This window comes from Vibrio palustris, assembly GCF_024346995.1.
In the GTDB taxonomy this organism is placed as follows: Bacteria; Pseudomonadota; Gammaproteobacteria; order Enterobacterales; family Vibrionaceae; genus Vibrio; species Vibrio palustris.
Genome location: NZ_AP024888.1, coordinates 110,343 through 125,161 on the forward strand (window position 1 = coordinate 110,343; position 14,819 = coordinate 125,161).

At 43.3% G+C, this 14,819-nt stretch carries 12 protein-coding genes; 5 read left to right on the forward strand and 7 right to left on the reverse strand.

Annotation, left to right across the window (positions count from 1 at the left end; translation table 11 throughout):
- The first annotated feature begins 68 nt into the window (after positions 1–68).
- The 3 genes from OCU30_RS12870 (at position 69) to OCU30_RS12880 (ending at position 3,051) form a co-directional block, all read left to right on the forward strand.
- Positions 69–1,943: a DUF294 nucleotidyltransferase-like domain-containing protein gene (locus OCU30_RS12870; protein ID WP_077315101.1), complete on the forward strand. Its 1,875-nt coding sequence runs from the start codon at positions 69–71 to the stop codon at positions 1,941–1,943.
- Positions 1,944–1,948: 5 nt separating this feature from the next.
- Entirely contained in the window at positions 1,949–2,659 is a 711-nt protein-coding gene (locus OCU30_RS12875; protein ID WP_077314638.1) for an exonuclease domain-containing protein, read from the forward strand.
- A gap of 95 nt (positions 2,660–2,754) precedes the next feature.
- Positions 2,755–3,051, forward strand: a complete 297-nt coding sequence (locus OCU30_RS12880) for a hypothetical protein (protein ID WP_077314637.1) — start codon at positions 2,755–2,757, stop codon at positions 3,049–3,051.
- 25 nt (positions 3,052–3,076) lie between these two features.
- On the opposite strand, the gene OCU30_RS12885 is transcribed toward OCU30_RS12880, so the two are convergent.
- The gene (locus OCU30_RS12885; protein ID WP_077314636.1) at positions 3,077–3,985 is read right to left on the reverse strand and encodes a LysR family transcriptional regulator; all 909 of its coding nucleotides are present in this window, start codon (positions 3,983–3,985) and stop codon (positions 3,077–3,079) included.
- Positions 3,986–4,108: 123 nt separating this feature from the next.
- Between OCU30_RS12885 and OCU30_RS12890 the strand changes: the two genes are divergently transcribed.
- The gene (locus OCU30_RS12890) at positions 4,109–5,503 is read left to right on the forward strand and encodes a M20 family metallopeptidase (RefSeq protein ID WP_077314635.1); all 1,395 of its coding nucleotides are present in this window, start codon (positions 4,109–4,111) and stop codon (positions 5,501–5,503) included.
- A gap of 67 nt (positions 5,504–5,570) precedes the next feature.
- On the opposite strand, the gene OCU30_RS12895 is transcribed toward OCU30_RS12890, so the two are convergent.
- Both OCU30_RS12895 and OCU30_RS12900 read right to left on the reverse strand, forming a co-directional pair.
- Positions 5,571–6,872 carry an MFS transporter gene (locus OCU30_RS12895; protein ID WP_077314634.1) on the reverse strand — a complete coding sequence of 434 codons (1,302 nt, stop codon included), beginning with the start codon at positions 6,870–6,872 and terminating at the stop codon, positions 5,571–5,573.
- A gap of 253 nt (positions 6,873–7,125) precedes the next feature.
- On the reverse strand, positions 7,126–7,887 hold the full coding sequence (locus OCU30_RS12900) for a ribonuclease H family protein (RefSeq protein WP_077314633.1): 762 nt from the start codon (positions 7,885–7,887) through the stop codon (positions 7,126–7,128).
- A 203-nt stretch (positions 7,888–8,090) separates the two neighbouring features.
- Between OCU30_RS12900 and OCU30_RS12905 the strand changes: the two genes are divergently transcribed.
- Positions 8,091–8,849, forward strand: a complete 759-nt coding sequence (locus OCU30_RS12905; RefSeq protein ID WP_077314632.1) for an SDR family NAD(P)-dependent oxidoreductase — start codon at positions 8,091–8,093, stop codon at positions 8,847–8,849.
- A gap of 255 nt (positions 8,850–9,104) precedes the next feature.
- On the opposite strand, the gene OCU30_RS12910 is transcribed toward OCU30_RS12905, so the two are convergent.
- The 4 genes from OCU30_RS12910 to OCU30_RS12925 all read right to left on the reverse strand — a co-directional run bounded on the left by OCU30_RS12910 (position 9,105) and on the right by OCU30_RS12925 (position 14,598).
- Positions 9,105–9,509 carry an NUDIX domain-containing protein gene (locus tag OCU30_RS12910; RefSeq protein WP_077315100.1) on the reverse strand — a complete coding sequence of 135 codons (405 nt, stop codon included), beginning with the start codon at positions 9,507–9,509 and terminating at the stop codon, positions 9,105–9,107.
- A 197-nt stretch (positions 9,510–9,706) separates the two neighbouring features.
- Complete coding sequence (locus OCU30_RS12915) at positions 9,707–10,144, reverse strand: DUF7282 domain-containing protein (RefSeq protein WP_205408810.1); 438 nt, start codon at positions 10,142–10,144, stop codon at positions 9,707–9,709.
- Between the two features lie 277 nt (positions 10,145–10,421).
- Positions 10,422–12,269: a diguanylate cyclase domain-containing protein gene (locus OCU30_RS12920; protein ID WP_077314631.1), complete on the reverse strand. Its 1,848-nt coding sequence runs from the start codon at positions 12,267–12,269 to the stop codon at positions 10,422–10,424.
- Positions 12,270–12,492: 223 nt separating this feature from the next.
- The gene (locus tag OCU30_RS12925) at positions 12,493–14,598 is read right to left on the reverse strand and encodes a TonB-dependent receptor domain-containing protein (RefSeq protein ID WP_235861867.1); all 2,106 of its coding nucleotides are present in this window, start codon (positions 14,596–14,598) and stop codon (positions 12,493–12,495) included.
- Between the last annotated feature and the right edge of the window lie 221 nt (positions 14,599–14,819).

Here is a 14,819-nt window from a genome sequence, read left to right on the forward strand (position 1 = left end):
AGCATCTATCGTGCTGGCTTTTTTATATGATACCTATATTAAAACGCCGTTTTAAATTGGGGGTGCGCTTGGGTTCTTTAATAACGCCAAATATTTATGATTTTTTAATTCGTCTTGATCCATTCGATAAAATCCCTGCTGACATTGTTATGTCGTTGGCTGAACACGTAAAAGTGCGTTATTTAGCCATAGGTGAGCGCATAGAATTCAATGCGCTGTGTATGGATAAGTTCCTTTATATCATTCGAACTGGAGCTATTGAGCAACGGCATCCTAATGGACAACTGCGAGCACGTTTGGGGGCGGAGGATCAATTTGGTTTTACATTTTTAGCACCGCTGAGTCACGCAGAAGATGGCTATCAAGCTACCGCAATTGAAGATTCGCTTTTGTATCTCGTTCCGCATCATCAAGTGCAAAAAGTCTGTGCGGAGCATCCCGAGTTTGCCGATTACTTTGCTGGACAAGCGAAACGGCGCCTAAACTCCGCCGTTAGCTTTGGTGATGAGGAAGGTGATAAGGGGCTGTTTTATCGCCGAGTCTCTGAAGTGGCAAGCGATAATATTACTATTGTTGATTTGGGCACATCGATTCGTCAAGTAGCGGAGCTGATGAGTGGCTGTGATAAGTCTGTGCATAGTTCCTGCGCAGTAGTACAGTCAGCGGGAGAAGTCATCGGTATTTTCACCGATCGCGATATGACACGCACAGTCGTTGCAACAGGGGTTGATATACATCGACCTATTGAAGAAGTCATGACGAAAAACCCGCAACTTATCCAAGCTGACGATAACGTTATTCAAGCTATTTCCCTCATGCTTGAACAAAATATTCGTTGTTTACCCGTCATGCGTGAGGAGCATGTTGTTGGTTTATTGACGACATCACACCTTGTTCATAATCATAAAACTCAGGCGCTTTTCTTGGTAGAGAAAATTAAATATGCCAGTTCAGAGCAAGCCTTGTTCGCGTTGAAAGATGAAAAGTATGTAATTTTTCAGGCATTAGTTGAGAGTGGTGTGAGTGCGGAAGTACAAGGGCGAGTGATGTCTATGATTATGGATGCGTTCACTCGGCGTCTTATTCAAATGAGTGAGGCTTTACTCGGACCGCCACCTTGTCGATATGCTTGGGTGGTTGCAGGCTCTCATGCTAGAAACGAAGTACATATGTTGTCGGATCAAGATAGTGCATTGGTCTTAGCCGATGATGCTAAACCTGAGTATCAATTATATTTTCGACATCTCGCGATACGAGTCTGCAATGGGCTTGCCGCTTGTGGTTATCCATTATGTGACGGTAAATATATGGCGGCGTCACCGAAATGGTGTCAACCATTGCCAATGTGGAAAGCGTATTATAGTAAATGGGTGGCTAGTCCTGAATATAATAAATTATTAAGTATCAGTGTCTTTCTTGAAGTCCGAGGAATTTATGGCGATCTTGATATGGTTGCTGATATGCAGCAGCATTTACATCAATGTATTCAGAATAACTCAAGCTTTTTACCGGCTTTAGTACGTGATGCTATTGAAACTCAGCCACCACTGGGTATTTTCAATAATTTAGTTTTAGAAAAAGGTGGCGAAAATAGTAATACGCTGAATATCAAAAAGTATGCGTTAAATTTGATTATCGATCTGGCGCGTATTTTTTCACTGTCTGCAGGTGGGAGTATGACCAGTACCGAGGCGCGCTTTAAGTATGCCGCCCAGCAGGGGACGATGTCCGAAGATAGCTGCCAAAACATCATTGGCGCTTATAAATTTATTACGCAAGTTCGTTTTCAGCACCAATTACACGCCATTAAACAAAATAAAACTCCTGATAATCATATTGAACCGGATTGTTTCAGTAGCTTCGAACGCAAACATTTAAAAGACGCCTTTAAAATTATTAGTGAGTTGCAGGATGTCGCTAAACTGAGATTTATCAAGGGGTAATAGGGATGTTTAAGTTCTTTACACAGCGGTTTAGCTCGGTTCACCGGATTGAAAAAATCCATCAACATCTCTGTCAACGGACAGATTTAGCCCCAGGAATGGCAAAATTTGCCAGTGTGCCGTTACCTGATATTCATCATTTCGTGAGTGAGAGCTATTTATTAGCGTTTGATTTTGAAACATCCGGAATGGATGCAAAGCACGATCAAATATTGAGTGTCGGCTGGGTACCGATGAGCGATCAAGTCATGGATACTAACGCCAGTGAAGAGCATTACATCCATTATCATTGCTATGTGAATGCTCGCTCAGCGGAGGTACACCAATTAATGCCTAACCTATTAGCTCAAGGGCAAGACTTGGATAGTGTTATGGATATGCTCTTTGCCCAATTAGCCGGAAAAGTTGCCTTAGTCCATGGTGCATGTATAGAAAAAGCTTTTATCGATGCGTATGTTCAGCGTCGTTATCAGTTACCAGAGTTCCCTTGTTGGTGGATAGACACATTATGTATTGAAAAGCGTCATACGTTTCATGGTCGCACAGACACTACCACGCAGTTACAGTTAAATGAGGTAAGGCAACGCTATAAGCTACCCGATTATGCGGCGCATTCCGCTTCTATTGATGCATTGGCGACGGCCGAATTATTGAGTGCTCAATTGCGCGCATTGTTTAAAAGTCATATGCCACGGTTATCGGCGGTGATTCTTTGAGGGTTGTTTATCCCATATTCTGTTAAGTCTTTCGCATTTTCGGTTTACAATCTCGTTATAATAACCTCTTTAATATTGTGACTATTGAGGTGGTTATGGCAAACAAGCCCGATCGTATTACAGCGATGCATGACATTATCGAAGCGGTAAAAGCTGAGTTTCCTTTATACCAAGCTGATACATTTGTATGTGGTCCAGATAATGAATGTCAAGGATGCCCGAAAAAGTTAATGGAGTTGGTCGATACCGAGCTCAGTTACTGGGAACACGCAATAAGTTGTGGTATTACGCCGACCTTTGATGAACTGCGCCGGTTTGGAAAAATGTGTAAAAATGTGCGGCGTGGCTTAGTAAAAAATCAGCGTATTCCTGCTAAGTCACACCATTATTAATATCGCTTTCACTGGCGATGGTTACCTATGAACTTTCCCTGCCATCTCTCAGCATATTCCCGAGAAAACTCAAAAACTCGTTTACGATAGTGGGCGGAGTTCGATGTGACATTACTTGCAGTTGAATACTGCGTTGTGATAACGATGGCTCTTGCATCGGTATTAATACTAACCCATCTTGCTTGGCCAACCGGCTAGCACTTAGATCACTACATAGTGCAATGGCATCACTATTCTCTCTTGCATAGGTATACAGTGCTCCCATAGAGTTAGTCGTCAGCGCGGGCACAATACTAATGCCTTCTAAATGGCAAGCAATATCAAATAAATAATTTAGAGTGGTCCCTGGCTCCGACATAACCAGTGGATACTTGGCTAAATCACGAACACTGAGTTGCGTGTTGTGGGCCAAAGGATGTCGCGCGTTAAGTAAGGCGGAAATGGGCGAGGGCGATTGTAGGGCGACGGCTACCCCTTGCTCAACTTGCAAGCTGAAAGTGAGCGCTGCATCGACCACTCCTTCTTTGACGAGCTTAGTCGCGTCTGCTGAATCAACGACTTTTAGGGAAAATATTGCATTTGGATAGTGCTCGCGAAAACGTGCCATCACGTAAGGTAAAAAATCCCAGGCCATACCTTCAGGGCTCGCCAACGCAATAGATTGCATCTTGATGCTGTCCAATTCCTGCATTTCCGAAATGACATTGCTCAGTTCTACCGTATTGCGTAGTGAGTAGGTATACAAAATCTCGCCTGCAGGCGTTAATGCCATACCTCGGGGCTTTCTGTCGAATAGCGAGACATCAAGCTGCGCTTCCAACTGACTGATTTGTCGACTGATGGCAGATATGGCGACGTGCATTTGTGACGATGCTGCTGAAAGAGAGCCAGTTTGTGCTACGGAGTGAAAATATTTTAATGATAAATCATGCATAATCACGCTTTCTATTTTTGATAACAATTTTTTGCTTAATTGATAATTGTGGCAAAGATTTAGTCATCATATGCTAATTGGTATGAATAAATCGAGCGTTTTACGCAAAAACAGGGATAAAAGATGCCACAATTGAGCGACCGTGCCAGTGCGATTACGCAGGCTAAAGACAATATCAATAATGGTGAGTTTTACCAAACGCTTGCACGACGTGTGGCGATGGAAACGGAAAGCCAGAACCCAGATGCCGCAGAGGTATTATCCGCTTATCTCAAGCAAGAGATCCAGCCTTACATGACTCAATTGGGCTTTGAGTGTGAACAATTCGATAACCCAGTGGCAGGCAAACCGCCCTTGATGATCGCAACACGTATTGAATCTGCATCGAGTAAAACATTATTGTTATACGGGCATGGTGATGTTACCGATGGTCAAGCTGAATTGTGGATGGAAGGTACCCACCCTTGGAAGATGGCGCAGATCGGCGACAAGTTATTTGGCCGCGGTACGGCGGATAATAAAGGCCAACATACCATCAATTTAATGGCATTAGCCACGGTGCTTAAGCAACGTGACGGGCACTTAGGTTATAACGTTAAAGTGCTATTTGAAATGAGTGAAGAAGTGGGGTCAACTGGCTTAGAGCAGTTTTGTCGTGAACATAAAGACGCGCTGCACGCTGATTTATTTTTGGCTTCCGATGGGCCGCGTTTAAACGCAGCGACACCGACTATTTTCTTAGGATCTCGTGGTGTATGCCAATTCCGGCTACGTTGTCAAACTGGCAATGGTGCACGCCATTCCGGAAACTGGGGGGGCGTGATTACTAATGCGGCTATCCGGCTTAATCATGCGTTAGCCACGTTAGTTTCTAAAACAGGCCAAGTGCTACCTGCTTCGCTCAAAGCACCAGCGCCACAAGGTTTAGCGGCCAGTATAATGCAAGCGTTACCAGTGGGCGGCAATGCAGGCGATCCAAATTTGAATAATGACTGGGGCGAAACCCACCTGACTAAAGGTGAGCGATTGTTTGGCTCGAATACTTTAGAAGTGATTGCGTTGGGAGCGGGTAACATTGTTAAGCCAGTTGGCGCGATTCCTGATTCGGCGGAAGCAGTGTGTCATTTACGTATTGTTCCGGGAACCGATTGGGAGAATTTGGTGGCGAATTTACAGGATCATTTTGTATCCCAAGATATGGAGGATATTGAAGTGATTTATGAAGGGGGCTATAACGCGACGCGCCTAGACCCAACTCATCCATGGGTGAGCTTTGTGCAAAACTCGATGCAAGCCTCATTAGAGCAAGAAGTCACTGTCTTACCCAACTTAGGGGGCACGATCCCAAATCATTGTTTTGCCGATGTGTTAGCTTTGCCTACAGTATGGATGCCACACTCTTATCCGTCTTGTAACCAACATGCGCCGGACGAGCACATATTGGTTAGTGTCGCAGAGCAAGGACTGGCCTCTGCAGCCGGTGTTTTTTGGGATTTAGGTGACGCTTGGCCGTGTTAAACTGATTTTTATACCATAGCAAAGGGGCTCCTATAGAGGAGCCCCTTTTTCATGTTGATCAAATGTATCAGTGCAATTTGAAGTCTTTACGAATCGCAAACATAGTAATGATACTGACACTACAGGCGGCTAATAGATAATAGCTTGGCGCGAGTAAATCGCCAGTCGCGCTAATCGACCATACAAGTAATGCAGGCGTAAAGCTGCCAAACACAGTCGTTGCGATGTTATAGCTTAGCGACATACCGGTAGCTCGTACGTGTGTTGGGAACAGTTCCGACATTAATGCTGGTAAGCCGCCAAAGTACATAGCTTTAAGAATACTAAGCCAAAACAGAACACTCGCAAGCATGACCAACGTCGGGCTGGTGGAGAGCAGCGTGAAAGCCGGGTATACGGTTAAGAAGAATAAACTGGAGGCGAATATCATGATACGTGTACGACCAAACTTATCGGACAGTGTGCCGACAAATGGAGTGAGCACCGTCAAGACCGCGTAACTAATTAATGTGCCCCCATAGCCAATCGAGCTGCTCATACCTAAAAACTTGCTCGCATAAGTTGGCATAAAGATAATTGAGTACGTCACAGAAGTGGATAACACCATCGCGCCAATGTTGTACATGATGCTGCGTTTATGTGATTTAAATAACTCAGCCACAGGGACTTTGGGGTCTTCTTCTTTCTCTTCAAATGCGGCGGTTTCTTCAATATGACGGCGAATATATAAGCCAACAGGGCCGATGAGAAGTCCGAAAATAAAGGGAATACGCCACCCCCAACTTTCTAATTGCTGAGTGGTCAGTAGTGCGGTTAACACTAAGCCAAAGCCCGCCCCTAATAGACCACTGACTCCTTGGCTAGCAAACATAAAACTCGATAGGAAGCCTTTACGTTCAGGGTATTGTTCAACCAACATCGCTGTTGCACTGCCAAATTCGCCGCCAGCGGAAAAACCTTGCAGTAAACGGGCTAATAAAATACCGATTGGCGCCAAAATGCCAATACTAGCGTAAGTCGGCATGACGGCAATCAAAAATGTGCCGCCCATCATCAACCAAATCGTCAACAACATCGCTGATTTACGACCTGATTTATCGGCATAACTCCCAATCACTATCGCGCCAATTGGTCGAATAAGGTATGACATTGCAAACGTAAATAAGGCCAGCATGAGTGAGAGCGTGGCATCATCGGTCGGAAAAAAAAGTTTAGAAATGGTGCCAGCAAAAAAAGCGTAAGCGATAAGGTCAAACCACTCAAGCGCGTTACCTATTGAGGAGGCGATGATCAGTTTGTACAGCTTGCGATCTGAAAGCTTCTTGGGGTGGCGCAAAGCCTGCTCGTTAGTTATTACACTATCAGACATAAATTACTCCCTGTAATTACATTGACTAGTCCGTTGATTTTCGATGCTAGGGGGTTTATTGCTTTTATACAATTGTTAATTTATTAATTCATCTTTGCTTTTTTTGCAAAGCAAAGCAGGTATTCGCAGGGTAACGTCAGTGCAATAGATGACAGAGTCTAGAGAATGGAAAAGGCTCCATCTCTAGACTTTTGGCAAGCTTATACTGGTGTGAGTGGTGCTGTCATCGTGCATATAAGCAAGGTTGCATTATTTATCCGGTACGTAATGCCATAATTTCAGCGATATTATAGGGTTTACGATACGGTGCTAACTCTGTTTCTTGGGTATCGATGGCAACAATCGACATTCTATCGGCTAGCTCGTTGCCCTCAATATCGACATGTCCGTTGACGTGATGGAGAGTAATGTGTGTGGCTAATTCCTGATATAGACGATAAGCAGATTGAATAATATCGAGATTTTTTATCTCTCCTCCTGATTTTTTCCAGCCTTTTTTTTCCCAGCCCGGAGCCCATTGAGTAATACAATCAATTGAATATTTAGAATCACAAAAAATAGCCACTGAGTGACCGTGAGTTATTTTGTCTTTCGCCATCAACAAAGCATGATGTAAGCCGCGTAGCTCAGCCGTATTATTGGTGCCAAATTGCTGATAAAGGCCAAACCAAAGTTCACTGAGTTTATTATGCTCATAGACCGCTAAACCAGTGCCTGCTTTACCTGGATTGGGCTCGCACCCACCATCGGAGAAAATTTTGATATCAAAAGGCATGGCTTCAATTTGTGATTGGGTCAACGCCGCGGGTTTGGCTTTTTTGGGTTGTGTTTTTGTTGGAGAATGACGTGTTACGGCATCCGTTTTCCTTCCAAATGCAGCCTCTGCTTCTGCTAATGACGGGAATGCTTTGAATTTTGCCCCAGCAAAGCCGTCAACTTGTTGTTTACATTGCTCCCAAGTGGTGTAAATACCATTCTGACGCCCGCTCCACACAACATAATATTTTTTAGCCAAACTGGTTCCTTTATCACATACATGTTATTTATTGAGGTACTGTTCAGTATCATCAATGATCTTTTTCTGTTGGTCAACTCCCTATCAGAATGGAACACTAGAGATCTTGAGTAGAGTGTCAATGGTGGTTGAACGAAATGATTATTTTAGATTCAATGTGGTTGACCCCCATTTATTGTAGATAGAAGGTAAAGGATTAAAATATGTCGAAAATTGTTTTTATTACCGGTGCGACTTCGGGGTTTGGCCGTGCAGCCGCAACAAAATTTGCCAATGAAGGCTGGGCGTTGGTAATTACCGGGCGGCGTGAAGAGCGACTTAAAACGCTGGCGGATGAATTATCTAAATTGGTGCCAGTACATTACCAAACCATGGATGTGCGTGATAAAAACCAAGTGATTGCTGCGGTAGACGCGTTGCCTGAGGCTTTCAAAAATATCACATGCTTGATTAATAACGCAGGGCTGGCCCTTGCCCCAGAGCCTTCTCAATCTGTCGATTTAGATGATTGGCATACGATGATTGATACCAATGTAAAAGGGTTAGTTAGTGTAACGCATGCATTATTACCGACTTTGATCAAGGTAGGCAACGGTACCTCTATTATTAACGTTGGTTCTATCGCGGGCTCTTGGCCTTATCCGGGAAGTCATGTTTATGGTGCAACTAAAGCGTTTGTAAAACAGTTTAGCTATAACTTACGTTGTGACTTGCAGGGAACAGGCGTGCGAGTGACTGATTTAGCGCCAGGTATTGCAGAAACGGAATTTACACTAGTGAGAACTAAAGGCGATCAAGCCGCGTCTGATGCCTTGTATCAAGGGACTCGTGCTCTAGAAGCCCAAGATATTGCCAATACAATGTTTTATGTGGCCACGCTGCCGGATCATATTAATATCAATCGCATGGAAGTCATGCCAACCGATCAAGCTTGGTCGTCATTTGCCATTCATCGTCAATAAACTCACGCTTAGTGGGCGACTGGGCATGGTTTTCTTCATGCCCAGTATTTGGATAAAGGATTACGCTTTATTTTTTACTTGCCCAGTTCTTACAGCCTGGCTGACTTCTATCGATCACCAAATCTCCTTCTACGGTGAATCGGCTATAGCCTACAAGTAGGGCAAATTGCGAGAAATCGGTTATGTCATGTTTTTTTTAGAATCTTCGGGTTTATGTCAGAAAATGTACATGTTTGATTGTGTTTTAAACGATTATTAAGGTTTGATTGTAAGCGTATCTTTGAGGCGTATGTATTCTTGAATGGCTAGGATATCGGCCATTCCTGCAACGGGCGCGTCTGTAAGCGCATGCCACATGACTTCGTCTGCTTCTTGCGCGCGAATGTTGCCGTGCCAAGTCGTAATCACATAGTAGTGATGAAGTTCCAGCTCTTGAGTCGGGTGATAGAGTGAACAGAGATAATAATAGTGCAAAGGAGCGATGGTGAGCTCTTCTTCCAGTTCACGCAGTAACGCCTGACCTTGAGTTTCTCCGGCTTCGATATGCCCTGCGGGTATCGCGATGGCTCCAGGGTCGATAGTTTTTAGTAATGAACGTTGCTCGAGTAAAACTTGTTCATTATTGACGAGCATAAAAGCGACACATTCATGAATCTCCATTGCCATCATATTTCCTTATTGTGAGTCATTGGATTTAGGTTATAACAGGATAAAGTGGCAAGGTTACGCTTTTAATACTGAGATTTGATGTGTCATTGAAAACCTATTGCGCATAAAAAAGAGAGGCGATTGCCTCTCCAATATGTTTATGCAGCGTGTTGTTCATTATCAGAAGATGGTGATTTGAAAGAAGCTCACTATTTTGCCGTAATCACGGATGTCACCAGTTTACCATGAGAGCGCACCGGGCCATCTTCTTTTGCGCCTAATGTATATTCAAAGACACCCATTTTTTTGCCGCCAGCTTCACTATGCAGCATCAACATCAACATGTCTCCGCTTTCAATTTCTTCGGTTAATATCGCTGAAACATCATAGTTTTCGCCCATTTTTAGTGGCGCGTAACCCACAACAGGGCCTGGTTTCATATTTTTATCGGTACGGTGAACTACAAGCCAACCATTAGTTTCCGATTTAATCATATCAGCAGTAACTGTCCCATGGGAGACATCTTGATCATGACTATATACACCCACATCCATCATGTGGCCTGCTGCCATAGCGATTGACGACGAGCTAATTAATAAGGCACTGAGTGCAAAGCGTTTCGTCCATTTTTTCACAGTATTTTCCACGTTTAAATCCTCATTAGGTAATGATATATAGCAATGAACCAGCCCACGATAGAACACAGCTGGTTGAATGAGTGTATGAATGAATAGACTAAAACGACATTTGTAAGCGTTAACAATCATCACTTACCTAACATTACTTTGCGCAATGAGATGTGGTGTACAAAGATAAAATAATTACTGGTAATTATTATAAAGTGTATTACGAAGCCGATTTGGCATAATCGATTTATTCTCATTGAGAACGGTTCGCGAATGTCATGAGATTGGCTTGGCACAGCTAACACTGTTTATGTTGTACTTGCTTATAAAGTTGATAGCCATTCCTCCCTCGTTCTTTAACCTTATAGAGGGCAGCATCGGCTTGCTTCATCGTGTTATTGAGCGAGGTATCATGTGTTTCTATCGTGCTCATGCCGATACTCACACCGATATGTATGGCTGGATGATTAAAAGTAAAAGGCTGCGCAATCGACTCGACAATACGCTGAGCTAATTCTTCGGCGGTTTCATGCAAGTTATGAGATCCACTTATTACCAAAGCGAATTCATCGCCCCCAAAACGACACACTAAATCATTATCTCTAACCGTATTTTTGAGTCGGTTAGCCACTTCTTTGAGAACTTCATCACCGGCTAAATGGCCATAAGTGTCATTTACCGCTTTAAAATAATCGAGGTCAATAAGCATAAGGATATGATTATCGATATCACGTTGCGTATTTGCTAGTAGTTTATCGGTGTATTCATTAAAGCTTGCGCGATTAGCAAGTCCAGTTAATGAGTCATGATGAGCTGCGTAGTGAATTTTTTCTTTGCTTTTTTCTTGCTCAGTGATGTCTACCGAAGTACATACCCACCCACTATCAGGTAAAGAGCTATAAAGAGCCTCAATAATAGCGCCTGACTGTAATTGAAAACGTTGTAGAAATGATTGATCGTTATCGAATGCGGCGTACATCTCGTCCATCGTTTTATCCGGATTATCGATGGTTTCTTGGCTATTATAGCGATGGCTTAAAAATTCTCGAAATGATTGCCTAATACGAATGTGTGAACTGTTAATTGCATAGATATCACAATGCTGATTATTCCAATATTTAAGTAAACCTCGCATATCATAGACGGCGACGCCTTGAGGGATATGATTCACGATAGCGGAAAGCTCATCATTTTTAGCTTGCATCAAACGTTCACTCTCGCTCATTTTTTGTTCTAAGAGCTTACGCTCAGATACATCTTGGAAAGCCCCAATCAACCGGCATAAAGCCCCATTTTCATAAACGCCATGTCCCGTTGTTTTTACCCACATATGCTTGCCTTGATTATTAATAAAAGGCAGTTCGCTGGACCAGATTTTGTTAGATTCGATGGCTGCATCGACGGTTTTTCGGATAATATCTTGTGCTTCAGGCGCGAAAAAAGCAAAGCCACTATCGAGTGAAGGTTTAAAATTGGTATCGACGCCGATGATGTCGCGAGTTTGGGGAGACCAATATAACGCATTAGTTTCAATATCATATTCCCAGCTGCCAACGCCTGATACCTTGGCAACTTCTTCTGATAACGCTTCTTTGCGCATGAGATAAGCTCTTGCCTGCTCAACTTTTGCACAAGCTAATTGCATTTGTAACCAGTTTAAATTAGCTTGCAGCAAGCTTTCGACGATGTCTTTGAATTGCTTTAAACGATGCTGTTGCTCGTTACTCAATAGGCGGGCAGAGGTATCGAGAATGCATAATGTCCCGATAACCTCATTACCATCAAGTGTAATAGGGCAGCCCGTACAAAATTTTAGTTGATGCTTTTTGATATAAGCATTTTGTTTAAACCGATCATCTTTTGTTGCGTCTTCAACCATGATAAATGAGGCCGAGTCATAGACATAACGACTAAACGAGTAGGGTTTATCAAAGTCTTCTTGTTGTAAGCCAACGGAAGATACAATAATTGAAGTTGCATATTCCTGAGTTTTATCATAAATCGATAATAGGGCAGTGGGACAATGAAACACATCCGAAACTATATTGATTAGGGTATGAAGTGCAGGCAATTGAGCAATTTTTTCTGACTTCAGTTGTTCAAGTGCTTGGTTATAGACTTCTGAATAATCGAATGTTGATGTCATACTTATTAGTACCCCAAAGATAATTACCTTCTAAATATAGCTCTCTTTGTCTTGAGTGAAGCTACTGCGAGGTAATAACTGACTGGGATAGAGAGAAATACTCAAAAATTGGTAGGCGAATGTGCCATAACAAGTATCAATAAACTGAGCAGCGTAAATAGAATAAACACAAAAAAGCCAGCGCGAACGCTGGCTTTGGGGACTAATTAAATCAACTTGTGACTTAGAAATCGTAACTCATGGTTACCCAGTAGTTACGGCCTGGATTGACGTAACCGGATGTTGCACGCGTAGTACTAAAGTAATCACCCGCATATTCGGTTGAACGACCAGAGCCGTACAGTTCTACATCCGTAAAGTCTTTATCAAATAGGTTATTGATCGTACCGGATAGTTTAAGATCTGGCATGATTTGGTAAGAGGCGCCAAGGTTAACCACAGTCCACGCGTGAATATCGCCACGGTCATCAAGGATTTCACGTTGTGTGCTACTTAAGTTACCACGCTTACTGGTATAACGTGGCGTTTTACCGTGGTATTCAGCTTTCAGCCAAGAGTTTAGCTTAGGGCTAACTTGCCAGCGTAACGTCGCGTTGGCCATGTGTTTTGCGGTATGTCCAAAGGCTGCGCCGTCGTTATCACCACCCACTTGTTCGGTATCGGTGTAGGTGTAGTTAACACGCAGAGTCAAATCATCGCTATAAATTGGGAATGAGCTCGCAAACTCAATACCACGCATTTTAGCTTTACCAATGTTCTCATACGTGGTGCTATTGCTATCAATTTCAACCGATGACAGCGCATTTTTATAGTGGCTTACAAAGACGGTGATATTGGCTTTGAAGTTATTGATGTTCTCATAGTAAACACCCGCTTCGTAGTTGGTGCTTTCTTCTGGATCTAAGTCTGGGTTACCATAGCTGTTGACGGTACCACGGTGACCAACACCACTAATACCATCATGAAGATGCGCTAATGATGGTGTTTTGTAACCGGTACTCACACCCCCTTTCATGGTCCAGTCATCATCTAGATTCCAGACGAGATAAGCTCGCGGGCTTACATGACTGCCAAACGCGTCATGGTGCTCGTATCGCGCGCCCACGGTTAAGGCTAGTGGGTCAATGATTTGCCAAGTATCTTCGGCAAATGCGGCATAAGAGTCTTCTTTGAATGTTTCACCGGTTTTCGCAAGTACGATGCCATCTTTCATTTCTGAGTGCCAGTATTGCACACCAAACGTGGCTGAATGCGATGAGCCAAATTCAGTCATCAACTTCGAATTGAAGATAGTGTTATTGTTTTCAAGCTTACGATCATCACCGTAGTCATCGGTGTTTTCAAAACTGTAAGACAGTACACGCCCTTTTGTTTCCGTTGAGGTGTATGAGATGTCTGATTGGAGTGTACCAAAGCTTAATTCAGAACGTTGCCCAAGGATGAATTGGTTTTTATTGTATTCCATTTCATCTCTATAACCGCCACCAGTGGTGCCGAGGTCGCCGAGTTGCTCATCTTTGTTATCAAAGGTTTGGCGAGCTATGCTGGCATCAAAAAACACAGAGTTATCGTCATTGATATTGTAGCTCAGGCGTCCGCCTAGGTTGTAATTATCCGTTTCGGTCGGATAAGGTACTCGCGAAACGCCGGTATCGCTCAGTGATGTCACTGGTGAACCTTCGCGGTGTTTAACCTTACCACGCAAGTTGAGATTCAGTGTATTTTCGATGATAGGGCCAGACGTGTTAAAGCTTAGTGACGATGTATCACCAAACTTATCATTCTCTTGCAGTCCGTAGCCAGCTTCGATATTACCTGCCCACTGTTTTTGGTCTTTTTTGGTGATAATATTGACCACACCGCCCATCGCATCTGAGCCATAAAGTGTCGACATTGGACCGCGAATCACTTCGATATGGTCAATCGCGGCTAGAGGTGGGATAAAGCCATTTCCCATCGAGCCGAAACCATTTGGTGTGGTATCACCACTTGCGTTTTGGCGAATACCATCCACAAGTATTAATGTATCACTGCTGCTCATACCACGAATACTGACGCTGAGGCCGCCAGTTTTACCAGTATTACCGCGTACATCAACGCCTTCAATGCCGCTTAACGCTTCACCGAGGTTAATGTAGTTTTTTTCTGAAAGATCTTGCTGACTGATAACGGATATAGAAGCGGGGGCGTCAGTAATTTTCTTTTCAAAACCAGCGTTAGCAGTAACAACCATGGTTTCATTAGCAGTAACGGAGTCGGCCGCTGAGGCCTGCATTGAAGCCAATCCAGAGACGATCGCCAGCGTAAGAGGGGCGTATTTAAAATTCAAAATCTTAAATCCTTATAGGTGATATTGACATGATGCTGACCATATTACGCTAATAGGAATGATTATCAATGGCATTCTTATTCATGTGTTTAAAATAACAACAGTTCCAACAAACAATGAATAAAGGTTGGCAATTAATCTTTTTGACGGTTTGCTGCTGGGAGTACGTCGACTTTGGCTTTATTTCTCATCGTTATTGTGTTTTTTTGTATTAAATACAA

Coding starts and splice junctions, on each gene's coding strand:
- OCU30_RS12875 (WP_077314638.1), top strand. CDS start 1,949: ATGTTTAAGTTCTTTACACAGCGGTTTAGCTCGGTTCACCGGATTGAA.
- OCU30_RS12880 (WP_077314637.1), top strand. CDS start 2,755: ATGGCAAACAAGCCCGATCGTATTACAGCGATGCATGACATTATCGAA.
- OCU30_RS12885 (WP_077314636.1), bottom strand. CDS start 3,985: ATGCATGATTTATCATTAAAATATTTTCACTCCGTAGCACAAACTGGC.
- OCU30_RS12890 (WP_077314635.1), top strand. CDS start 4,109: ATGCCACAATTGAGCGACCGTGCCAGTGCGATTACGCAGGCTAAAGAC.
- OCU30_RS12895 (WP_077314634.1), bottom strand. CDS start 6,872: ATGTCTGATAGTGTAATAACTAACGAGCAGGCTTTGCGCCACCCCAAG.
- OCU30_RS12905 (WP_077314632.1), top strand. CDS start 8,091: ATGTCGAAAATTGTTTTTATTACCGGTGCGACTTCGGGGTTTGGCCGT.
- OCU30_RS12910 (WP_077315100.1), bottom strand. CDS start 9,509: ATGGAGATTCATGAATGTGTCGCTTTTATGCTCGTCAATAATGAACAA.
- OCU30_RS12920 (WP_077314631.1), bottom strand. CDS start 12,269: ATGACATCAACATTCGATTATTCAGAAGTCTATAACCAAGCACTTGAA.